At 44.1% G+C, this 22681-nt stretch carries 21 protein-coding genes; 17 read left to right on the top strand and 4 right to left on the bottom strand.

The window, feature by feature from the left end; all coding sequences use genetic code 11:
* The first annotated feature begins 116 nt into the window (after positions 1–116).
* Complete coding sequence (locus JZO70_RS00920) at positions 117–1337, top strand: PucR family transcriptional regulator (RefSeq protein ID WP_207671646.1); 1221 nt, start codon at positions 117–119, stop codon at positions 1335–1337.
* Positions 1338–1405: 68 nt separating this feature from the next.
* Here JZO70_RS00920 and JZO70_RS00925 read toward each other — a convergent pair whose 3' ends face one another.
* Positions 1406–3313: a BglG family transcription antiterminator gene (locus JZO70_RS00925; RefSeq protein ID WP_207671647.1), complete on the bottom strand. Its 1908-nt coding sequence runs from the start codon at positions 3311–3313 to the stop codon at positions 1406–1408.
* A 187-nt stretch (positions 3314–3500) separates the two neighbouring features.
* Between JZO70_RS00925 and JZO70_RS00930 the strand changes: the two genes are divergently transcribed.
* The 6 genes from JZO70_RS00930 to JZO70_RS00955 all read left to right on the top strand — a co-directional run bounded on the left by JZO70_RS00930 (position 3501) and on the right by JZO70_RS00955 (position 8803).
* Entirely contained in the window at positions 3501–3815 is a 315-nt protein-coding gene (locus tag JZO70_RS00930; protein WP_207671648.1) for a PTS sugar transporter subunit IIB, read from the top strand.
* A gap of 28 nt (positions 3816–3843) precedes the next feature.
* On the top strand, positions 3844–5112 hold the full coding sequence (locus JZO70_RS00935) for a PTS sugar transporter subunit IIC (RefSeq protein ID WP_207671649.1): 1269 nt from the start codon (positions 3844–3846) through the stop codon (positions 5110–5112).
* A gap of 22 nt (positions 5113–5134) precedes the next feature.
* Entirely contained in the window at positions 5135–5476 is a 342-nt protein-coding gene (locus tag JZO70_RS00940; RefSeq protein WP_207671715.1) for a PTS sugar transporter subunit IIA, read from the top strand.
* Positions 5477–5491: 15 nt separating this feature from the next.
* A complete protein-coding gene (locus JZO70_RS00945; RefSeq protein ID WP_242703705.1) occupies positions 5492–6292 on the top strand; it encodes a histidine phosphatase family protein in 801 nt (266 codons plus the stop codon).
* Between the two features lie 484 nt (positions 6293–6776).
* Complete coding sequence (locus JZO70_RS00950; RefSeq protein ID WP_207671650.1) at positions 6777–8207, top strand: glycoside hydrolase family 1 protein; 1431 nt, start codon at positions 6777–6779, stop codon at positions 8205–8207.
* Positions 8207–8803, top strand: a complete 597-nt coding sequence (locus tag JZO70_RS00955) for a DUF6198 family protein (RefSeq protein ID WP_207671651.1) — start codon at positions 8207–8209, stop codon at positions 8801–8803. The genes JZO70_RS00950 and JZO70_RS00955 overlap by 1 nt, the downstream gene beginning before the upstream one ends.
* Before the next feature lie 378 nt (positions 8804–9181).
* Here JZO70_RS00955 and JZO70_RS00960 read toward each other — a convergent pair whose 3' ends face one another.
* Positions 9182–9976, bottom strand: a complete 795-nt coding sequence (locus tag JZO70_RS00960) for a hypothetical protein (RefSeq protein ID WP_207671652.1) — start codon at positions 9974–9976, stop codon at positions 9182–9184.
* A gap of 275 nt (positions 9977–10251) precedes the next feature.
* Here JZO70_RS00960 and JZO70_RS00965 point away from each other — a divergent pair, with 275 nt between their 5' ends.
* The 8 genes from JZO70_RS00965 (at position 10252) to JZO70_RS01000 (ending at position 18343) form a co-directional block, all read left to right on the top strand.
* Positions 10252–10941 carry a response regulator transcription factor gene (locus JZO70_RS00965; RefSeq protein WP_207671653.1) on the top strand — a complete coding sequence of 230 codons (690 nt, stop codon included), beginning with the start codon at positions 10252–10254 and terminating at the stop codon, positions 10939–10941.
* Complete coding sequence (locus JZO70_RS00970; protein ID WP_207671654.1) at positions 10931–12202, top strand: sensor histidine kinase; 1272 nt, start codon at positions 10931–10933, stop codon at positions 12200–12202. The genes JZO70_RS00965 and JZO70_RS00970 overlap by 11 nt, the downstream gene beginning before the upstream one ends.
* A 204-nt stretch (positions 12203–12406) precedes the next feature.
* On the top strand, positions 12407–13192 hold the full coding sequence (locus JZO70_RS00975) for a polyphosphate polymerase domain-containing protein (protein ID WP_207671655.1): 786 nt from the start codon (positions 12407–12409) through the stop codon (positions 13190–13192).
* Positions 13185–13862 (top strand): DUF4956 domain-containing protein, encoded by a 678-nt coding sequence (locus tag JZO70_RS00980; protein ID WP_207671656.1) that lies wholly within the window; start codon positions 13185–13187, stop codon positions 13860–13862. The genes JZO70_RS00975 and JZO70_RS00980 overlap by 8 nt, the downstream gene beginning before the upstream one ends.
* A gap of 238 nt (positions 13863–14100) precedes the next feature.
* Entirely contained in the window at positions 14101–15912 is a 1812-nt protein-coding gene (locus tag JZO70_RS00985) for a carbohydrate-binding domain-containing protein (protein WP_207671657.1), read from the top strand.
* Positions 15913–15963: 51 nt separating this feature from the next.
* Entirely contained in the window at positions 15964–17013 is a 1050-nt protein-coding gene (locus tag JZO70_RS00990) for a bifunctional glycosyltransferase family 2/GtrA family protein (protein ID WP_207671658.1), read from the top strand.
* The gene (locus JZO70_RS00995) at positions 17010–17930 is read left to right on the top strand and encodes a phosphodiester glycosidase family protein (RefSeq protein ID WP_207671659.1); all 921 of its coding nucleotides are present in this window, start codon (positions 17010–17012) and stop codon (positions 17928–17930) included. Before JZO70_RS00990 ends, JZO70_RS00995 begins: the two co-directional genes overlap by 4 nt.
* A 14-nt stretch (positions 17931–17944) precedes the next feature.
* Entirely contained in the window at positions 17945–18343 is a 399-nt protein-coding gene (locus JZO70_RS01000; protein ID WP_207671660.1) for a hypothetical protein, read from the top strand.
* A 106-nt stretch (positions 18344–18449) separates the two neighbouring features.
* Here the strand turns inward: JZO70_RS01000 and JZO70_RS01005 are convergent, their stop codons facing one another.
* Complete coding sequence (locus JZO70_RS01005; RefSeq protein ID WP_207671661.1) at positions 18450–19106, bottom strand: alpha/beta fold hydrolase; 657 nt, start codon at positions 19104–19106, stop codon at positions 18450–18452.
* 350 nt (positions 19107–19456) lie between these two features.
* Here JZO70_RS01005 and JZO70_RS01010 point away from each other — a divergent pair, with 350 nt between their 5' ends.
* On the top strand, positions 19457–20059 hold the full coding sequence (locus JZO70_RS01010) for a DUF6088 family protein (protein WP_207671662.1): 603 nt from the start codon (positions 19457–19459) through the stop codon (positions 20057–20059).
* Positions 20056–21063 (top strand): nucleotidyl transferase AbiEii/AbiGii toxin family protein, encoded by a 1008-nt coding sequence (locus JZO70_RS01015; RefSeq protein ID WP_207671663.1) that lies wholly within the window; start codon positions 20056–20058, stop codon positions 21061–21063. Before JZO70_RS01010 ends, JZO70_RS01015 begins: the two co-directional genes overlap by 4 nt.
* A gap of 86 nt (positions 21064–21149) precedes the next feature.
* Here the strand turns inward: JZO70_RS01015 and JZO70_RS01020 are convergent, their stop codons facing one another.
* The gene (locus JZO70_RS01020) at positions 21150–22616 is read right to left on the bottom strand and encodes a helix-turn-helix domain-containing protein (RefSeq protein ID WP_207671664.1); all 1467 of its coding nucleotides are present in this window, start codon (positions 22614–22616) and stop codon (positions 21150–21152) included.
* Between the last annotated feature and the right edge of the window lie 65 nt (positions 22617–22681).

Here is a 22681-nt window from a genome sequence, read left to right on the forward strand (position 1 = left end):
TAGTATCATGATAGCGTTTTGATTCCATTGGTGAAAAGAATGATTTTTCAATCCCTTATCGTCAAAAACGCCAAGAGATGCTAAAATTGAGGTAATTGGGATCGGGGGAAAAGCAAATGAAGGAATACACAAAGAGTGACTTGGTGGAATATACCAATCAGGTGATCAACTACATAGCCAAAGGTTGTACAATCGAAGAGTTGATTCAATTTACTTATCAAACCTTTAACCTGTCGGTGATTGTTGCTGATCCCGGCTACCGATTTATTGCCTATGCCGGGACAGAGGAAGTCATTGATCCTTATTGGCAGCAGATCATCGCCAGCGGTGAACCCACCGATCACACGATCATGGAATATTATATTAATGACGGCTTAATGAAGGCCATCACCAGCTCCAAAGAGGCCATTTATGTAGATTGGGGTGTTTGTGTTGATTATCCTCAAACCTGCGGACCGATTTATATTGATCAAAATTTGGAAGGCTTTGTCAGTGTGCTGTTTATGGATGAAGCCATTTTGGACTTTTCCTTGCAGTTAAATAATCTGCTGCGGCAGTTTTGTACCATTTTGATGCGTTCTAAAAACTTTCGCTTGAAGCATGCGATTAATCCGGTGAAGGAATTACTGGCCCAAAAATTCTTTGATACGGAGAATTACCCCCATGCGGCTTCATTGGAGGAATATCTTTCGACGGTAAATATCCTTCCCCGCTATTGTGTGGTGGTGCTGTCTGAGAAAAATAGCGATGCGGTTATTTTGTCGCATATTAAAAGCCGGATTGTCAAAGGTCGCTCGGATATCCTCTATTTAGTGAAGGATCAAAAATTGTATTTGCTTTTCCATCAATTGAAGGCCGCTGAATTAGGGGAGCCCTTCTTAAACTTGATTCGACAATACAGCGTTTATTGCGGCGCCAGCAGCATTTTTTCTTCCTTAATGGACCGCAAAGCCTGTATTCAGCAAGCCGAACTAGCCCATGCCACAGCCCAGGCGTTAGATGACAGCGGCGGCTGTACCCAATATACGAAGGCTCTTTCAGCCATTCTTTTGCTGCAGCCAGTGAGCGACATTCAACCAGAAAATCTGCTGCCCCAGCAATTACAGACGATCTTCACCTATGATCAGCTGCACGAAACCGAATTTGCCAAAACCTTAGAAACCTACCTGGAGCAGCGCAATGATATTAATAAAACCGCCAGTGTCTTGCACGTCCATCGCAATACTTTGATTTATCGTTTGAATAAACTTCGCGACTTACTGGAAGTCGATATCGATGATCCGGAAATCGCTTGGCTGTTTCAACTGGCATTTCGGGTGCAGCAGGTGGTTAAATAAAAAACTGTCTTACAAGAAACTTTCTCATGGGAAACTTTCTCGTAAGACAGTTTGTTCTGTTTTTAAACTTATATCTTCGAATAAATCAACCGTCGAAATTCCCCAAAGGTCTTCAGCTGCTTAATCTCCTGATAAGTCTCCGGCTGATCAAACAAGGAGATCAGTGCTTCGTAAATATCGGAGAAGCGGCGGCGGTCCACGTCATTGATGGCCGCCAGCAGGACTACATGGACCCGTTTGTCGCCCCAAACAATCCCGTTATCGGAAATCGCCACACTGATTAAGGTTTTATGGGCATCCATATACACCGAATGGGGAATCGCAATCGATTCAAAGGCGGTGGAAGAAGCATTTTCCCGCTCAAGGACATGGACTAAAAATTCTGGCGGCACAATCTGTTCTTGGGCCAGGCGCCCGCACATTTCCTCAATCACTTCGCTGCGTTCCTCCATCGGCAGCTGACTAGTAAAGAATTTTTCATCAAAGTAATCATCAAAATTCTTCCGCAAAATATTTTTCTTCCAATTCAACCGCAAATTGCCAAACTCGGTGTTCAGCATCAAGCGCTGTTCCTCGGTAAAAATCGGCGAAATCTGAATCACTGTATAGGCATCAGTTTGCGGCACCGGCAAAGTCGTCAGCAGCAATTCAAACAACAAGCCCTCTGTTTCCGAAAACTCCGAGACAATCGTTTGGATATTCAACTCGTTGCCAAAATGCTGGTTCAGCTGCTCATACAATTTTTCGTCCAGATTCATATACTTCGGACACAGCAGCACCGCCCGGATTTTGGACTGATTCCGCTTCTGGCCTTCCAATTCCGAACCAATATGCAAAGCAATATAGGCCGTTTCGTCCTCACTGACGGGAATATCCAGCAGCGTGCTTAAACGCAGCGACAGATAGACGGCAATATCATAGACCATCGGAAAATCCTTCTTCAAAGAACTGCGCATCGGATTCTTCAAAGAATTCCCCTGCTTGGCCCGTGAGTACAAGCCGCTGACATGCAGAGAAAAAGGCACAACGAAATTCTCGCTGCTTAAATTAATCCCAAAGGTCTGACGCACCTCATCCAGAACGGTTTCTACTGATGCAACAATGTCATCACCGACAATTTGCTCCAGCTCCTTCAAATTATTGGAAGGAATATAGTTGGCATTGGCCTGGAAAATCATATGGATTTCTTCTTTTTCCAGTCGGTTCAAAGATAGGCCAAAGCCTTCTTCGATTTTTTCAATCATGCTGGTCACTAGTTTGGCTTTGTCTTCCCGCAGCCACGAACTGAACCAATTGCGGGTCACCAGCGTTTTATCATTGCGGACGGCTTCCAACAAAATCAACAAGTGCATCATCAAATTGATAAAGGAAAAGTCGTTCAAATGATAATTGGATTCCCCCATGGTGGAGTGGATAATCTCCGACAGCTTCTCGATATCCGCCACCGCAAAATTGGCTGCCAAAACGTCTTTGTCCACAAATTTATTCGGTACTTCCTCGAAAATGATATAGGAAATCAGCCGGCGCTTTTCTTTTTCCTCGCCGATGATCTGAATCGTATCCTGCTTAATGACAAATTTCACATGATATTTCTCGTAGGTTTTGTTCATGCGAGCAATGTCGGCTTTTAAGGTGGAATAGCTGACAAACAGCTCCTCTGACAGATCAAACAGATTCAAGGTTTCGTTTTCCACCAGGATTCGCTTAATAATATAGAAGGAACGCTCCTTAAACGTTTGCGGTAGAGCGCTATCAATATCCGGCTTTTTCAGTAAATTTTGAGCCTCTTCAGGATGCACCTTGTAGCCGGCATTAGAGGAAGCAATGACCGGGGATTTTCCCAGCTGATTCAGTTCGTAGATGTAGTTCTTAACGGTGCGGACTGAAACATTCAGCTTCTCTGCCAAGCTTCTGGCGGGAACAGGCTGAGTATTCTGCAGTAACAGCTGCAGCAACCGCTCTTGTTTTTCCTTCATAGGTGCCACCTTCTTTTTAATTTCTACCTATATTATAGCGGTTCTCTTGGTAAGAAAAAATAGAAACTTGCACGACCAGGGTGCAACTGTTTAGTTGAGGGTGCAAGCCTCCATGAGCAATAATATGGGTGTAAAGAAAAACTGAACGTGCACACGAAGTTTAAAAAACTATCTGGAGGTTTTCAAAATGGAAACGATTAATATCTTACTATGTTGCGGTGCTGGTATGTCTAGTGGATTCTTGGCTCAAAAAACGCGGAAGGCCGCAAAGAAACGCGGGATCTCAGGATCTATCGATGCAAGAAGCGAAAGTGAAGTAGCATCTTATCTAGATTCAATCGATATTCTATTATTAGGCCCACATTACGCATCCTACAAAGATGAAATGTCTCAGCAAGCAGCTCCTCATAATGTCGTGGTGGACGTAATCCCACAAGATATTTACGGCATGCTGGACGGCGAAGGATTGTTGGATTTCGCCATTGAAAAATTAAACGCATAAATAAAATAAAACAAAGGGGTAAGCAAAGATGAAAAAATTTATGGATTGGCTGGCAAACTCATTTGCACCAAAAGCCAAGACGCTGACGCAAAAACCAGCGGTGGCAGGACTATCCAGTGCCATGCAGAAATTAATTCCATTTATCATGACTGGATCGATTGTCTTCTTCTACAATGTATTTCGTTCCTACATCCCGCAGCTGCCGGATTTAGGAAACATTTCTAATTACTCGTTTGGGATGATCGGTTTGATTGCCGCCTTCATGGTAGCCAATCAGTACATGGAAAAATTCAAACATGCCAACTATTCCATTACCGCCGGGATTGTAGCGATCTGTGCCTTAATGATGACCCTTCATCCAGTGGGTGCTGAAGAAGGCGTCTACGACATGGGCCGGGTGGGACCCACCGGAATTTTAATCGGGGTTATCACCGGCGCCGTGGTGAGTGTGATTTTCCATTACTACAGCAAACTGAAATTATTTAAAAACAGCGAAATGCCTGACTTTGTCATTGAATGGATCAACAACATCATTCCGATTTTCTTGAGCTTGGCTTTGTGGTCAACCTTGATTTTTGGCTTGAATATCGATATTTTCCAAGTCATTATCAATCTGTTTGAACCAATTCAAAGCTTCGGACAATCGCTGCCAGGCTTGATCTTACTTGTTTTGATTCCAGCTTTCTTCTATTCAATGGGTATCTCAACTTGGTTATGGTCAGCGATCCAAAATCCAATCTTTATTGCCGGCATTGCGGCTAACGCTTTAGCGGTGCAAAACGGAGATCCAGCCATGAACATCGTAACCAACGAAACAGTCTACAGTCTAGGCTTGATCATGATGGGTGGTACTGGTGCAACGTTAGCGCTGAATATCTTAATGTGCTTCTCGAAAGCTAAAAAACTGAAAACCTTGGGCCGCATTTGTATCGCGCCTTCCATCTTTAATATCAATGAACCGATTGTCTTTAGTACCCCAGTTGTGATGAACCCAATTTTGATGATGCCAATGTGGATCAACTCCATCACCGGCAGCTGTGTTGTCTGGTTTGCGATGCGGGGCGGATTGTTAAAAATCCCTGAACAGCTGATGCAGGTAGCTCAAATTCCAGCACCGATTTCCAGTGTGATGATCCTGCAAGATTTCCGGGCGATTCTATGGTACTTGCTGCTGTTCGTCCTTTACATTGGCACTTGGTACCCATTCTTCAAAGTATATGAAAGAGAAGTATTAGCTGAAGAAGTCAAAGAAGAAAAAGTTGGGGCTGAAATGAGCGCGCCCATCGAAGCAGTCTAACAGATAGGAGTTTATAACGATGATGGAAGAAAAAGACTTACTAGAAGAGGAAAATGAACTGATTCCCGTTGCCATGCAAATTATCTTGCACGCCGGCAATGGCCGCACCAAAGCCCAAGAAGCAATTAAATTAGCTAAAACGCAAGATTTCGAAGCAGCCCATGCCGCATTGAAGGAAGCAAAAGACAATATTGTCTTGGCCCATCGCTCACAAACGGCGGTGATTCAAAACGAAGCGGCCGGCAAAAGCTATGATCCATGCCTGTTGTTTACCCATGCCCAGGATCATTTAATGACCATTACCAGCGAAGTCAACATGACCCGCGATTTGGTGGATATGTTTGAGTTAGTGATGCAGAAATAGGAGGCCGTTTGTTTAATGAAGAAACTTTTATGGATGTTGCCTATCGCAGCGCTGTTATTAACAGCCTGCGGTTCAAACGAGACGGGCACGGACGATTCTGGCGGAACGGCTAGTACTAACGAGGCTAAAGAAACCACGATTTACCTAGTGAGACACGGCAAGACTTGGTTCAACACCATGAACCAAGTCCAAGGCTATAGCGATAGTCCTCTGACAGAAGAAGGGGAAGAACAAGCGAAGCTGGTTGGCGAAGGCTTGAAGGATGTTGAATTTACATCGGCTTATTCCAGCGATTTAGGTCGCCAACGCAATACCGCCAAGCTGATCCTGGAACAAAATCAACATGATGTGCCGCAAATTATTGAGAACAACGGCTTTAGAGAAAAGAATTTCGGCAGCTTTGAAGGTCAATCCAACGACGACATGAACCTAGCCGTGGCGAAAGCGCTAGATCTTGATTACCCGGAAGGCAGCGATGAGCTGTGGGATTTCTTGAAGGAACAATTAACCGAAGAAGAACTCGCTAACAAAGTCGCTGAGGTTGACCCAACCCAAACCGCGGAAACCTATGACGAAATGCACCAACGAGTGGAAAAAGTGATGCCCGAGATGATTAAAGAAGTCGAAGCAAAGGGCGGCGGAAATGTGCTGATCGTCTCATCCGGCGGGATCATCCCGATTATTTTAGAAAGTGTCGCTCCTGGCGAGTACCAAGGAGAAAAAATCGCCAATTGCAGCGTAACCACTTTAACCTACAAAGACGGCAAGTATACGATTGATAAAATCGGCGACACTACCTTTGTAGACCAAGACTAATCAATGTGAAACCTGAAGCAAGTCCGTTATTGACCATCCTTCAGTTTTGCCAGTTCTGCTTTTCCCAGTTTAGCTTGGCGTGGATATCTATTATCAAACTTAAATACAAAACAAGGCTAGCGAAGTCTAGCAGAATGGTATGCGCACGAAAATCTGAACAAATTTGCCAAAATTTGTTTCCTATTTCATGAGATAGCTGCCAGTTGCCAGTTCTGCTTTTCCCAGTTTAGCTTGGAATAGATATCTATTAACAAATTTAAACCCAAACAAAGCTAGCGAGGTCTAGCAGAATGGTATGCGTACGAGAATCCGACAAATTTGCTAAAATTTGTTCCCTTATTACCGAGTTAGCGCCATCAATTCTGAGCTAACTCACCAATTTGGAAAACCTTCTTCACCCGCATACCCTTCTGGCACCGTGGAAAAGGCAAATTCCTTTCCCACAACATATAGCAACAAAACAAACTAGAGGAGGATTTACTACATGAACAACGAATTTCCAAAAGACTTCCTATGGGGAGCATCAACCAGCGCCTACCAAGTCGAAGGTGCCGCATTAGAGGATGGGAAAGGACTATCCCAACAAGATATTATCAACTCTGAAAGACACGAAAAATTTGGCTTTGCCGATGCCAGCATTGCCAGTGATCACTACCATATGTTTAAAGAAGACATCGCTTTGTTTAAAGAAATGGGCTTCAAGAGCTACCGCTTCTCAATTGCTTGGTCTCGCGTTTTTCCAAACGGCGACGATGTAGTCAATGAAGCAGGTATTCAGTTCTACCGCGATTTAATCAAAGAACTAAAAGACAACGGCATTGAGCCAATTCCAACCTTATATCACTATGACTTGCCTTGGCCATTAGTTGAAAAATACGGCGGCTGGCTGTCTCGCGAAGTAGTCAAAGATTTCGAAGTCTTCGCTAAATATGTGATCAACGAATTTAAAGACGACATCAAATATTGGATTACTATCAACGAACAAAGTATCATCGTGCAATACTGGACACAAAAATGCTACATCTTGCCGGAACATCAAGACAACAACCAATTGCGTTACCAAATCAATCATCACATGAATTTGGCGCAAGCCGTTGCGGTGAAATACGCTCACGAAGCAGGTGCTTTGGCTGGACCAGCATTAGGCTACTCACCAGTTTATGCTCGTACTTGCAAACCAGAAGATCAAATTGCGGCTTTGAACGCCAACGATCTGCGTAACAGCTACTATTTGGATGTATATTTCCGCGGCTATTACAACGTCGCAGCTTTAACTTATTTGGAAAAAGCTGGCTTAGCACCAGAAATGGAAGAAGGCGACGAAGCATTCTTCGCTGAAAACTTGTCTGACTTCTTTGCCATTAACTATTACGACAGCCAATGTGCCCATGCATGCCCAGAAGATGCAGAGCGCCGCTGGTCTGGTTACAACTTATCAGGTAAAAAAGGCGACATGTCCGGCTTTGAAACCCATCCTGGCTTCTACCAAATGTGTCCAAATCCGGAATTGAAAACTACTGACTGGGATTGGGCAATCGATCCGATCGGTTTGGAATACGTGTACCGCGACTTGTATACTCGTTACCGCGTACCATTCATGATCACCGAAAATGGATTAGGTGCTTACGATGAATTGACTGAAGACGAAAAAGTTCATGACGATTACCGCATCGATTACTTGCGTGAACATATCAAAGCTACCAAACGCGCAATGGACTTAGGTGTTGAAGTGCTAGGCTACATGCCTTGGTCAGCCCTAGATTTACTTTCCACCAGCAATGGTTACAAAAAACGCTACGGTCTAATCTATGTCGATCGTACCGATGAAGATCCAAAAGAATGCCGCCGCATTCGCAAGGATTCTTTCTACTGGTACAAGGATGTCATCGCCACTCACGCTGCTAAATTGGACTGATGAAAATGTTTATCCGCTATCTCATCTCAGTATTGGGCTCGTCGTTGGTAGGTGTTGGCGTTGGTTTATGTGTTGTTACCGGTCTCGGTGCCGATGCTCTTGGCGTATTATGGGAAGGTCTGACTCAGCACCTTCCCGTCACCGTGGGCCAAGCTTCTCTGTTGGTCACCGCTGTCTGCCTGCTGCTAGTCACTTTTATCAACAAAAAAGAATTAGGCTTAGCCACGATTTTGAATCCGTTGGCAACCAGTATCTTTACCGATCTGATTATTAAGCAAGTGAGTGTTCAAGGGGCGATCCTCTTGAGGCTGGCCGTTGTGATTGTCGGCATCTCATTTATTGGTATCGGTTCAGGGATTGCGGCTGCGACGAATACCGGCAAGGAAGGCTACATTGCATTAAGCTTTGCTTTGAGCGGCCGCTTGTCGATTGATTTAGCCAAGGTTCGGATGGTTCTAGACTTAATCTGTTTTGTTACGGGAATGCTGTTAGGCGGAAAATTTATGATCGGACCGATTTTCGGTGTAGTATTAATCGGACCGTTGCTGAAACTGACCAGTCAATATTGTGGTCGGAAGATGCTGCCGATTATGTGATAAGGACGAAGTTGCTTTAAGCGCTTCGTTTTTTTTATGCAAAAAGAATGCAGCAGAACTAGAAAACTGGGGATAACTAATTCCTGTGCAAAAGAAATAACTATGCCAGCTCCAGTGGACACGCGGATAAGCGAGTTATGAACAGGTGTGGATAAGTTTGTGGATAACACTGTGGAATTGTGTGGAAAAGGACAAAATATATTCACAAGAGAGCGGTTGTGGAAAAATAATAGTGCGTTAAATAGGAAGCTGCTTCAGTCAGCTGCTGGTGTTTGTGGATGATTATCCAGGCGCGGCTAGTAAATGGTAAGTAAAAAGGGTGTGAAAAATTACAGCAACCAACTTGTCCACAGGACCTGTTGATTGCTGTAATTTAGTCTAATAGCAAAAGCTGCAAGCTGTACGATTGCCAACATTTTCCATGGCTACTTCTTCAACCGAATTAGCATTACTAAGCCCTCGGCAACCTGAATGGGAATGGTATTTGGTTCCGGATTGTGGTGCAATAAAGACAGTTTGTGATACTGGCTGAGGTTGAGGAGCTTGTTGCGCTTCCGCCGCAGCCTGTGCCTGTTGGGCAGCCACTTGTTGCTGTGCAGCAGCTGCTTCTTGAGCTAAGCGATCTTCTTCGGCCTTCTGTGCCGCAAGTTGAGCTTGCTGCTGTTCCTGGGCTTTTCGTTCTTCCTCAGCCTTTTGAGCTTCGGCCGCTTGCTGTTGTTCCAAAGCCTTTTTTTCTTCCTCAGCTTTTTTAGCTTCCGCGGCCAGTCGTTGTTCTTCAGCTTTCTGTTCTTCACGTTTTTGGGCAGAGTCAGATGAAGATTCTGCCGAAGAACTCACAGTACTTTCGGATGTCTTTTGAGTGGAGCTCTCTGAGGTAGCCGAAGAGCCTGTCTTGGGCAGACTTTCTTCAACTCGTGCTGTCTGTTTTTCCGGCGCGGATTCACTTGTAGGAACCAAAATTAACCCCACCGCTGAGACGAGAAAGGCAACACCAACTGCAATCACAGCTTTCTTAGTTTTTAGATTGTCCTTCTTAATTAGAAAGACGATTGTCGCCGCAACAGCTGCCACAAAGGCAATCATGCCAGTCAATGCTACAAAAGCAGAACCTAAAGCGATGATAATCCCAACAAATACTAAAGCAGCAATTACTTTCCTACGATTTTCCTTCATTTTTTCATAAACCTCCTTTTTTGTTGAACGAATTTCCTCCTTTTTGCGTATGTTTTCTAATCGGCATTTCCCCAAATGCGTACTTAATAAAATAATACTACAAATTCCATAAAATAGTCAGTTTGATGAGAGCGTTTTTTGGTACAAGAAAAGATAGCTAAACATTGCTAAAGGTTAAGAATCCGGGATTTTTTTGTGACCTTTTCAACGGAATGACTTTTCTGGAATCAATTTGTGGCATACTAAGCAGAAAATGTTGTGAATGAGGGATAATAATGACCAAGCTGTTGATTGTGGATGACGAGGAAGATATTCGGGAACTGGAAAAAATGCTGCTGGCTTCTTATGTAGATGAAATTATTGAAGCGGAAAATGGGCAGGAAGCACTGGAAATGATCGATCAAGAAGTAGCGTTGATCATCATGGATTATATGATGCCTAAAATGAACGGCGTGGATGCGGTGAAGGAAATCCGCAAATCCTATTCGGTTCCGATTCTGTTTATTTCGGCAAAAGGGCAGGAATACGACAAAATCGTCGGCTATTCTGCCGGAGCAGATGATTATTTAGTCAAACCCTTTTCTCCCCAGGAACTGCAGCTGAAGGTGCAAGCAATGCTGCGGCGCTATTTGAACTATAACAATCCACAACTACAAACCAACCATGCGCTTCAGATTCGCGGACTTGTTTTGCACCCGGAAACACGAAAGGTAGCGTTGGAGGAGCAGGAAGTGACTTTAACGGGAAAAGAGTTCGACATCCTGCAGCTGTTGGCCGCATCACCCGGTCATGTTTTCTCAGCTGAAGCGATTTACGAAGCGGTGTGGCAGGAGCCCTATTTTTACAGCTCCAGCAGCACCATCATGACCCATATAAAAAAATTGCGGCAAAAAATCGAACAGGATCCGAAGAAACCGCAGTACATTTTGACCGTATGGGGAGTGGGTTATAAAATTGAACAGTAAAAAAACTACCTTTCCTAAAGAGATTTTTCGCTATTTAATTCTAAGTGTTGTGAGTGGCGGCGTCTTGTTCTTGCTGCTGTTTTTAGGAAATCAAGCGTTGTACCATCAAGTGATTCAGCCGCAAATGGAAAAGAAGGATTTGTCCGAGGCAACAGAGGAGTTTCAAGCCTTTGTTACTCAGCAGGAAGCTAGTAGTTCAAGCCGGTTTACTTGGCGATCCTCTGACGGCGCTGTTTTCTATTTACGAAATAATTCTGGGAATGGCAATGAGCCGAAATTCCATAAAGAACCTGAAGGACCAATGGATGAGCGGCGTCCGTTGGGAACAGAAAAAGAAACGAATATTACTTACTCGGATGGTCAAACAGCTACGACCTTTTTGGTGGTAGAGAATCGCTGGATTATGTACATCGGTATCGTTGCCTCCGTCGTCTTAGGATTGATTTTTGCGCTGGTTTTGTTTTATCGCCAGCTGTTGAATAAGGCGAAATACATGCACCAAATTGAAAAGGGCACGATTATTTTAGAGGCGGGGGATCTTGATTATCGGATCGCGGAAGAGGGGCATGATGAGCTGACCCAAATCGCCGCCAGCATTAACAAGATGAGTCAATCCCTCAGTGAGAAGATTATTTTGGAAGCGAAGGCGACTCAGACCTCTAGAGAAATTATCAGTGATTTAAGTCATGATATTCGAACACCGTTGACGATTCTAAGCGGCTATTTGCCAGTGCTGCTGGACACCGACTTAACCGAAGAGCAGCGGAAATACCTGAATTTGATTCATAAGAAAACCCAGCAAATGAATAATCGAGTGAATGATTTGCTGGAATACGCCACGATTTTTTCCGGACAGCGTCCTTTAGAGCTGCAAATGATCGACAGCCGCATGCTGTTTGAACAATTTATTACAGAGCTGATGCCAATTGCTGAAGTCACTTATGAATTAGACATTCCGGCGCAGGCCAAGATAGTTGGCGACATGAGCTTGCTGGAGCGCTTGTTTGATAATTTGATTTCCAATATTAATCAACACGCTGAGCTGGAAGAGGGAGTAACCATTCAGATTCAGCCCCAGGAGGATCAGCTGCATGTTCTGATTAAGAATAAGGTAGCTAAGTCCGATTCAAGTATCGGAAAATCCTTGGGAGTAAAAATTTCTGCCATGATTGCCGAGCTTCATCAGGGGCAAATGATCAGTACATTAACTGGGGAAACCTATCAAACAGAACTGGTTCTGCCAATCAAGTTCGAAAAATAGCCAAACAACTGAAGATATCCAACAGGAGCAGTCGATTATCCGCTGCTTCTTTTTTTGCGAGTAAAAAGCTGAGTGAGTTTGAGGAGCCTTTCTATCAAACTTCAGATTTGTTCAGATTTACTTCAGAAGGAGTTCAGATTCGCCGGTTATGATACATTCATCGCTACTAAATAAACGAGGATTGAAACAAGGAGGAATATCCACATGGCAAAAGCAAAGGTGAAAAGCGGGGAGATATTTGAACGCAGAGAGAAAAAATATTTGCTGACACCAGAAAAATTTGAGGTGCTGCTGACTCGCTTACAGGAATATATGACGATTGATGAGTATGGACTGCATACGATCCACACCATCTATTACGACACGGAAGATTTGGCGGTGATTCGTCATTCGGTGGACAAACCGAAATTCAAAGAAAAAATGCGGCTGCGCAGTTATGGATTGGCCACTAATCAATCAAAGGTATATCTGGAATTGAAAAAGAAGGTGGCTGGCGTCACCTACAAACGGAGAACAGCGATGTCTTATCAGGAGGCCAAGAACTTTTTAACCTACGGGGTGAAGCCCCAGGAGCAAAAGCAAATCTTCAAGGAAATTGATTGGTACACTCAGCAACAGGAGCTGCGGCCAACTACCCTAATCAGCTATGACCGAATGGCTTTGAAGTCTAAAAGGGATGAAAATTTCCGTATTACCTTTGATCAGAACATCCGCTATTCGTTGGAGCATTTTGAATTGGATCGGGTGGACCAGCATCCGCAAACGCTATTAACGAAGGAGCCGACAGTTTTGATGGAGGTTAAGATTTTTGAAGCCTTCCCCTTAGAAATCAGCCGCCTGTTCTCAGAACTACAGATTTTTCAAGGGAAATTTACGAAGTACGGCAATGTTTATCATTGGGTACTGTTTCCGGAATGGGAGCAGCAGGTGGCAAGTCACGCTGGTCCAAAAACAAAAACAATTAAGGGAGGAGAATCGATTTATGCTTGAGAGTATTCTTAGCAGCAATGTCAGTGCCATGACCGTGACACTGACGCAGGTTTTATTAACGATTTCATCGAGTTTGATTTTAGGCTTTATCATTGCGATGGTGCACAAATACCGCAACAGCTATTCTAAAAACTTTATGTTTACCATCGCTCTGCTGCCGGTGTTGGTTTCGTCGGTGATTATGATGGTTAACGGAAATTTAGGTGCCGGGATTACGGTAGCTGGAGCCTTCAGCCTGGTTCGTTTCCGTTCGGCACCGGGGAATGCCCGGGAAATTACCACGATTTTTTTCTCAATGGCCGTGGGTTTAGCGATTGGCATGGGCTATATCGTCTATGCAGCCATTTTTAGTTTAATTGTCAGCTTGGCCATGATCGTATACACCAATCTGCGGTTTGGCGATGCGACAGAGAATGCGCGGCAAGTGCGAATTACGGTGCCGGAATACACCAACTACATGAAAGATTTTGACGACGTGTTGCAGAAATTTACCGATTATCACCAGCTGGACCAGATTAAAACTACCAACTTAGGCAGCTTGTTTGAAGTTTCCTTCACGGTGCATGAAAAAAATCCCTATAAAGAGAAGGAATTTTTAGACGAGCTGCGGTTGGTCAACAGCAACCTGCCGATCATTGTCCAGCCAGCCGGAAGTGGGAAAGACTTATAGCCCACAGAAAGAAGAGGGGTAGTATGTTAATTTGTTTGACCGCCTTACTTGGTTTCGTATGGATGCTGTTACCTGAAAGAAATGAGCAGATGATTGACCCCAAGCAAAAAAGGGATTAGCGGATAAAAACAGGAAATCGGCTAATTACTTAACTAACACCTAGATGCAAAGCAAAGCCAGACTACGGCAATATCACTTTGCAGATGCTTAAAACGAAAGAGAAGAGAGGATGAACTGTATGAAAAAACGACTATCGATTGCCTCTGCTTTATTGGCACTTGCACTAACTGGCGGCATTGTTTACAAAGTGACGGCCAGTCAAACGGAGGAAGCTAGTACGGCTGCCAGCTTAACGGGTTCTTCCACTACTAATATAGCCAACTCGGCGGCTACGTCGACTGCTGGAGAATACGACGACGAAGACAAGACCACTACCTATGACGAAAGTACTGCTACGACGATTACCTTGGCAGATGGCAGCTCCGCAGTTGATGGTGAAGGTGCAGAAGTCTCAGAGGACACGGTCACAATTACTAAAGGAGGCACTTATGTCTTATCTGGGACACTCACCAATGGTCAAATTGTTGTTAACAACACGGATAGTGACACGGTGAGAATCGTACTGGATGGTGTTGAAATTACCAACGAAACTACCGCTGCCCTTTCCGTTTTGCAGGCAGAAAAAACTATTTTGACCACTGCAGAAAACACCGACAACCAAATAGCGGCTACTGCTGAAAGTTTTCCTGAGACGGATGAAGCCCAAGCCGCCATCTACAGCGAGGATGACTTAACGTTGAATGGCACGGGTACTTTAACGGTCCAAGCCACAGCTGGTCATGGGATTCAAAGTAAAAATGACTTAAAGGTCACTAGCGGAACTTACACCATCGACAGCGGCAATGAAGGCATGAAAGGCAAGGACTCGGTGCAGATTTTGGACGGAGACTTTACGATCCAAGCGGCTAATGATGGGATTCAAGCCACCAATGCCGAAGAAGCAGACAAAGGCTACATTATTTTAGACGGTGGCACCTATACCATCGATAGCGAAACAGATGGAGTTCAGGCTGAAACGTATTTAATTGCCAATAATCCAATGATGGATATTGCTACCAACAGCAGCGGGACCGTTGATTCTGCTTCAAGCTACAAAGGTCTCAAAGCCAGCGGGGATGTAACCATCTATGGCGGTACCTATACGATTGATTCGGTGGATGACAGTGTCCATTCCAACAGCAATGTCACAGTGGCTGGCGGCACGCTGAACCTGACGACCGAAGACGACGGGATTCATGCCGACAGTACCACCACAATTTCTGATGGCGAAGTCAATGTGCTGAATTCTTATGAAGGAATTGAAGGCGCAAATGTTGTTTTCTCTGGCGGGAATGTCACTGTGGTTGCTACTGATGACGGGGTGAATGCGGCCGGCGGGTCCACTACGAATGAAACGACAGAAGCTGGTGGTCCAAACCAGTTTGGCGCTGATTCCTTCCAAGAGGGCAGCAGCGGGGAGTATTCCATCACGATTGAAGGCGGAACGATTCAAGTGGATGCGGAAGGCGATGGTCTAGATTCCAATGGCGATATTTCCATGACCGGTGGTCAAATGACAGTTTACGGTCCGGTCAGTGGCGGGAATGGCGCGCTGGATTATGATGGCACCTTTGATGTCAGCGGTGGAACACTTTACACCTTAGGTTCGGCGGAAATGGCGCAATCCGCCAGCGATACCTCTACTCAGCCAAGTATTCAGATTTGGCTAGACAGCGAGCTGCAAGCCGGTGAAGTAGCTACTGTAACGGATAGTCAGGGAAGTGTGATTGGTGTAGTGACTGCGGCTAAAGCCTTCTCTAATTTCATTTTCAGTGATCCAGCCATTCAAACTGGTGAAACCTACACCGTGGACTTTTCAAGCGGCACTTCTACCACCGTTACCGTTGATTCCACAGTGATATCCGTTGACTCATCCGGTGCTGCGGTGGAAGCTAACCAAGGAATGATGGGTGGCGGCGGTCCTGGAGGCGGCATGGGCGGCCGACAATAAGCGGCGAAGAAGGGCTTTCCCTTCTTTGTTTTACAGAAAGGAGCGAATGCTATGAAAGCCAGTATCGTCATTCCAGCCTATGAACCAGAACCTCACTTTTTGACTTTTTTAGCCAATCTGCTATGCCAAACGGATCGTCCTATCATTGTAGTTGATGATGGATCGGGCCCCGATTATCAATCAGTTTTTGAAGAAGCGAAACGCAAAGGCGTCATTTTACTGACCCATGGGCAGAATTTGGGGAAAGGGGCCGCCCTAAAAACCGCCATGCGTTTTCAATTGCGGCATATACCTGAGGCCAGCGGCATTGTCACCGCCGATAGTGATGGACAGCATCGGGTGACTGATATTTTGAAAGTTGCCAGCCTGGTAGAAGAGCATCAGGATACGTTGTTCTTAGGTGCGCGTCAGTTTGATCAAGACCATGTGCCTTTTAAAAGTCGTTATGGCAATCTGCTGACTGCTAAGATGTTCCAATTTTCCACCGGTACTGCCTTATCCGATACCCAAACGGGCTTGCGGGGAATCCCCCAAAGCCATCTAGAACAAATGCTGGAAATTCCCGGAAGACGGTTTGAATATGAAATGAACATGCTGATGCAAGCTAAAGAGATGAGACTAACCCTTGAAGAAGTGCCTATTGAGACAATTTATTTTGGCAACAACGAGCATTCCCATTTTCGTAGTGTGGCGGATTCATTGCTGGTTTATCTGCCCTTTTTGAAATTTATTGCCAGCTCAGGCCTGTCAGCGGTCTTCGATATTTTGTTTTTTGTCATCTTATTGAAGCTGGTTTTCCCAACAGCTCCGAATGCATTATTTGCGGCGACAGCTCTAGCCAGAATCAGCAGCGGCTTTTTGAACTATCAGCTGAATCGGCGTTTTGTTTTCAAAACCAACCATAAACAACTAAAAGAAGCTGGCAAATACGCCTTGCTCTTTGTGAGTCAATTACTGTTAAGCTGTCTGCTGGTTCAAGGCCTGTCAGGTTTGTTTCAGCACATTATTTTAATTAAGGTAGTCGTTGATTGCGGGATTTTCTTTCTCAGCTTTTACATTCAACGGCGCTTTGTCTTTAAGAGAGGAGGGTATGAGATTTGAGCAGACACAAACGGTTTCCCTGGTTTTTTTCAGCACTGCTGCTGCTGATCTGCTTTACCGGGTTTGTTTTATTGGATACCTTCGTTGTGCCGAAAACCTACTCGGCCATCGCTACCAATACAACCACCGAAGCTACTTCTGCAACGGAGAGTATTGAAGAAGCTTCCAGTGAAGCGGCCGAAGCGGTGATCACCGAAAATAGTTATCAAGATGACACCATGTCCATTACCATTTCGACGGAACAAGCCGCGGACACGACGTATTATGTGGCTGATGTTCAGGTGGAAAGCAGTGATCAGCTGAAGACCGCCTTTGCTGAAGGAACCTATGGCCGGAATATCAAGGAAACCACTTCATCGATGGCGGCAGCAAACCAAGCTGTGTTGGCGATTAATGGTGATTATTACGGCTTCCGCGATACGGGGTACGTTCTGCGCAATGGCAGCTTATACCGCGATACCCCTGAAGAGGATACGGATGCTTTAGTGGTTGATGGGGATGGAAACTTTTCAATTGTGAACCAATCGGAAGTTTCTGCTGAGACACTGTTGGAAGAAGGAGCTTCACAGGTTCTGTCCTTTGGCCCGGCTTTAGTTGAAGACGGTGAAATTGCGGTAACCAGTGATGAAGAGGTTTCGCAATCCATGAGCAGCAATCCCCGAAGCGCGATCGGTCAAATTGGTGAGAATCATTACATCGTTATCGTCTCGGATGGACGAACCGATGAAAGTGTGGGCTTATCCTTGTATCAATTAGCCGAAATTTTTGAAAGCAAGGGAGCAACCGTAGCCTACAACCTGGATGGCGGCGGCTCTTCTACCATGGTGTTTAACGGACAAGTGGTGAATACACCAGTGGCAGGAGCGAAAGGCGATTCCGGCAGCGAACGTTCAGTCAGCGATATTATCTATTTTTAGAAAAGAGGGATGTTATGCAGATAAACAGGTGGTTGGCTGGTTTGGCCGCAGGATCGGTGTTTCTCTATATTTTTAAAACTGTCTATAACTACTTCGGATATGGAGTGACTAGCGGGGCGCTGGATAGTGCTTGGTGCTGGCCTTTACTGCTGATTGTTTTCCTATTGGTTGTGAGAATAGTCAAACCTGATGTTACCAAGGCACGAGGAATGCGAGCCAGTTGCCGTTGTTTCTTATTAGCCGTGATCAGTGTCGTGCTTGGTCGAGTGTTAACCGGTATTTTCGAAATTGCCGGGACTTCCTCGGGGTATGTAGTGGTTTATTATCTAGCCGCATTAGTATTTACTTTGCTGGGCAGCTTCTTTTTAACCGTGGCATTGCGAATTCAGAGCTTGAGACACATGAGCAGTTAAAGAAGAGACCTCCTTCGCTTTTTTTGAGCAAAGGAGGTCTTTTTTTAGGTTTTTCTCAATTCATCGCGGATCTCTTTTATTATACAAGATTTTTACGAGAGTAGTCCTAACCAAAAAAATCCATCAAATGAGGATAAAGCAGATCTTGATTGATAACGTAGCTGCCGTGATCATGGTCGTTCATGATTTTCAAGGTAGCATTCGGTAAAGCCGCCAACAGGTTAATGTAGGTTTCCGGTTTGAACAGATCATCGTCTGCTTTAACCAGTAAAATCGGGCAGTTCGCTTTGCGGACATCCGCCAACTCAATGTTGGGCTGTTCCAGCATCAATTTGAACAAAGGATCTTTGGTTTCTTCATAGGTTGCTTTAATCTCTTGATAGCTTTCGTCGGTAAAATCCTCAGGCTTCAGATTAATCCCTAACAAGGCTAATTTATTTATCGTTTCAGGCGCCTTCATCGCCAGCATCAATCCAATAATTGCTCCATCGCTAAAGCCGACTAAATCGACGGGGCCCAGATTCAGGTCTTTGATAAAGCTGTAAACATCCTCAACCATTGCTTCGTAGGAATAGTCGTCGGTTTGCTGGCTTTGGCCATGGTTGCGGCTGTCGATGGCGTAAATTGTATAGTGATCAGCCAGCTTAGTTGCTAGTTCAGTGAATATTTGATGATCCTCGCCGTTTCCATGCAGCAGTAATAGTGGCTTTCCTTCGCCGCTGATTTGGTAGAAAAGTGAGATACCGTTTGTTTGGATGATCATGTTAGAGCTCCTTTCGGATTGTCGTTTGGTTTTAATTATAGAGGATTGATGCGGGAAATGGAATTGGGTGGATCAGGGCTCTTAGAAATTTGGCACGGATAAAGAATGACTAAATAATTTATTGCAGAATTTTAGCGTTCCAGCAATAATTATTCGTTTTTTGCGTAACTTATAGTAGAGGTAGAAATTACCGAGGCTCCAGCTGACTTAAATGCTGCGTATAAATTGAAAAAAGTGCATAAAATTAGTGACAATTAATTCTCCAAAAATAGGTAAATTTGGAGAATTGATTATCATAAAAAACGCCTGTATAATTAGGTTTAAGAGATATTCGTTTTGGAGGTGAATTTATGACTGTTAAGAGTAAGATAAAGAATCGAATCAGAGTAGCTCCTAAAGGGAAAGTTTTTGTTTTGTCTGATTTTTCACCATTAGGCAATTATAAAACGATCCAGAAACAGATCAATCTGCTGGTTCAAGAAGGAGAATTACGACAACTGCATCGAGGCATTTATCAAAAACCTAATTACAACGAGCTGGTTCAACGGTCAGTTCCAGCTTCAGCCGAAGAAATTGCGGAGGCCTACGCTCGCAAAAACCGTTGGAAGATTAGCCCAGCAGGTGATTTAGCACTAAATAAAATGGGGCTGTCAACGCAAGTTCCTAATCAATACCATTATGTCAGCAGTGGTCCTAGTAAAGAAGTTAAATTAGAAAATGGACGCACAATCACTTTTCGGCATGTAACACAGCGAGAAAGCAATATGCATCCAGTATCAGCAATGGTAATCGAGGCCTTGAAAACACTTGGTCAAGAGAGGGTGTCGCTTATAACACTAGAAAAAATTTCCAGTCGATTAAATACCAGGCAATTTGAGCAATTAAAGAAGGATGGAGTTAACGCACGTAGTTGGATTAGGGATTTGATTAATAAAATGGAGGAGTATAGATGATCGATTTTTTGAATCTTTCAGAAAAAGAACGATCTGAGATATTTCGAATTACTGCAATGGACATTGGGGTGAGTGACGCGATCATTGAAAAAGATTTTTGGGTGGTGCTGATGCTGGATATTCTGTTTCATCACTCAAGGTTTGGTGAGCATTTTGGCTTTAAGGGTGGGACTTCACTATCCAAAGTGTACAATGTGATTCATCGATTTTCGGAAGATATTGATCTGGTTCTTGATTGGCGTTTGCTAGGGTATGAGAAGGATGAACCATGGCAACAGCGGAGTAAAACTGCTCAGCGTAAATTTAACGATCAGGCAAATCAAAGGGCGGCGGAATGGATTAAAGATGAATTAGTACCGGAGCTTCAGCTTAAAAGCCAAAGGTTAGGGATTGCTGATCTTGATTTGCGAATTGCTGTAGATGATCCTCAGACAATTGAAGTGTTCTATCCGAGGTTTCATGAGGACCAAAGTATTTTACAGGTGATTCGTTTGGAGATTGGTCCTTTAGCAGCTTGGACGCCGTGCGAAAGTCAGGAAGTTTTCTCTTATACTGCTGAACATTTTCCGCAGCTTTTTGAACAACCAAGTACGATAATTCCGACTGTGGCAGTAAATCGAACGTTCTGGGAAAAAGCAACCATTCTTCATAAGGAAGCGAACCGTACAAATAGTCGAGTTCCTGATCGTTATTCTAGGCATTACTACGATCTGTACGAAATGAGTCGTACACCGATTAAGGATCAAGCTTTTTCTGATCTACAGTTATTGCAGCAGGTTGTTTCTTTTAAAATGAAATTTTATGCTGACAATTCGGCGAACTATGAAGAAGTCTTAGCAGGAAATTTGAAGCTGGTGCCCGATGAGAAGCAGGTGAACTTATTACGAAATGACTATCAAAAGATGCAACGAATGATGTTTGGCGTGTTTCCGGATTTTACTGAAATCTTGGATGGACTAAAAGAGTTAGAGCATCAATTTCAAAAATTAAGTAGTTTAGAATAGAGTTTCTTTTGTTAGGCTAGGACAAAACTTAGAAAAAGAACGAGCTAACTGAAGTGGTATTTTCAGTAAGGTCGTTCTTTTCAATTTTAGCTATATTGCCAATCATAAGCATAAAGCAAAATATTCCGCATGTCTTCTTTAATCGAGCTGCGGGAAATCGGCAGCAGCTGTAAATGCTCGGTTTCCTCAGAGGTATGCTTTAAGGCGCGTTCGCAAATAATAATGTGGGGCCATTTCTCCGTATAGACAGGGAGCTCATCCAGCGAGTAATAGAGGGTATCGTCAATCACATTGTGATCCATGTTCAGCCACTTCAATAAATTTTTGCGATAAATGGTGTGGGACAATTCATCCTCCGCCACAATAATAAAGGCAAACTTGCCGGTATGCTTGTTCAGCAAAATCGAGGAAGTTTGGGAACACAATTTTTCAATTGCTGTATCCGAGAAAATCAGTTTGTCGCGGTCTTCCGGCTCCAAGGAATCCCGCCATTTGTTCAAGACCTTTCTTACTCGTTTAGTCAACGCCAGCTGTTCGTCGCTAAGAAAATAATGACGTTCCACCAGAAAGGCTTGGATATCCTGCCACATGGAGTGAAGCAGACTTAAAAAGGGTTTTTCAAACAAAATGTCGTAAGCCAGCTGAATTTCGAATTCTCTTTCAAACTGGGAGATCAGCTCCTTCAAGCTGGGTGTCTGCTCAATCACCAGATTCCGATCGTATTTGTGATTCATTTCGACGATTAAATAGTTGGAGGTATTTAAAGACAAGGCATTGTACCCGAAAGCGAAGTAAACAATTTCGTTGTCCGAATAAGTCCCTTCGCCAAAAAATAAATTCATCGTGTTGCTGATCTGCTGATATTGCAGGCTGTTGCGAATATAATTGAGTTCCTGCTGGCTGTAACTGAGGGCAGAATTTTCCCCGCGGGTAATAATCAGGTAAACAGACAAGACTAGAAAGCTGTATTCCCGCTTGTTCATTTGATAATTGTTGGAAAATTGATCCAAGATCAGCTGCACAAAGCTTTTGGCCTGCTGCATTTTCGCCTGGTCGACTTGTCCATCCAACAAATCACAGCGCATCCAAATCGATAAAACTACAAAACGGTAACGCAGTTCATTGTCAATGAAGGCACCCTCTTCATCCATGATGCAGGATTCTTTAAAGTAGGTTTCCGCTTCTTTTTTCACCTTAAAGGCTTTCGCCACCGAAATAAATTCTTCCTCAACAATCGTCAGATAATCGTCTTCTCCTAAAATATAATGGGCACAAACCCGCAGAAATTTGGATTCATTGTAGATTTGTTTAATCAGATCATAGCGGGTCAAGCTGCTGTGGAAACTCATCGTCAATTCGGAACTGGTCAGCTCCGAGGATTGAATCGAGTCTTCAAGAAAATCGGTAATTTTGGCAAAATCCCGTTTGATCGTATTGGGTGTTACCTGCAGACGTTCGGCAGTCGTTTTGAGATTCAAGGTCTCCAATTCAAATAAGAACTCCACCAGCTTTACTTGCCGAATGATATCTTTTTCAATATAAGCCTCAATCATAATACCGGTCCACCTCCTCGTTTTATTGTACTTATAGCCAGTATAACACGGTGTGATGGGCACCC

It is taken from the genome of Candidatus Enterococcus moelleringii (assembly GCF_017377575.1).
Classification (GTDB): Bacteria; Bacillota; Bacilli; order Lactobacillales; family Enterococcaceae; genus Enterococcus_A; species Enterococcus_A moelleringii.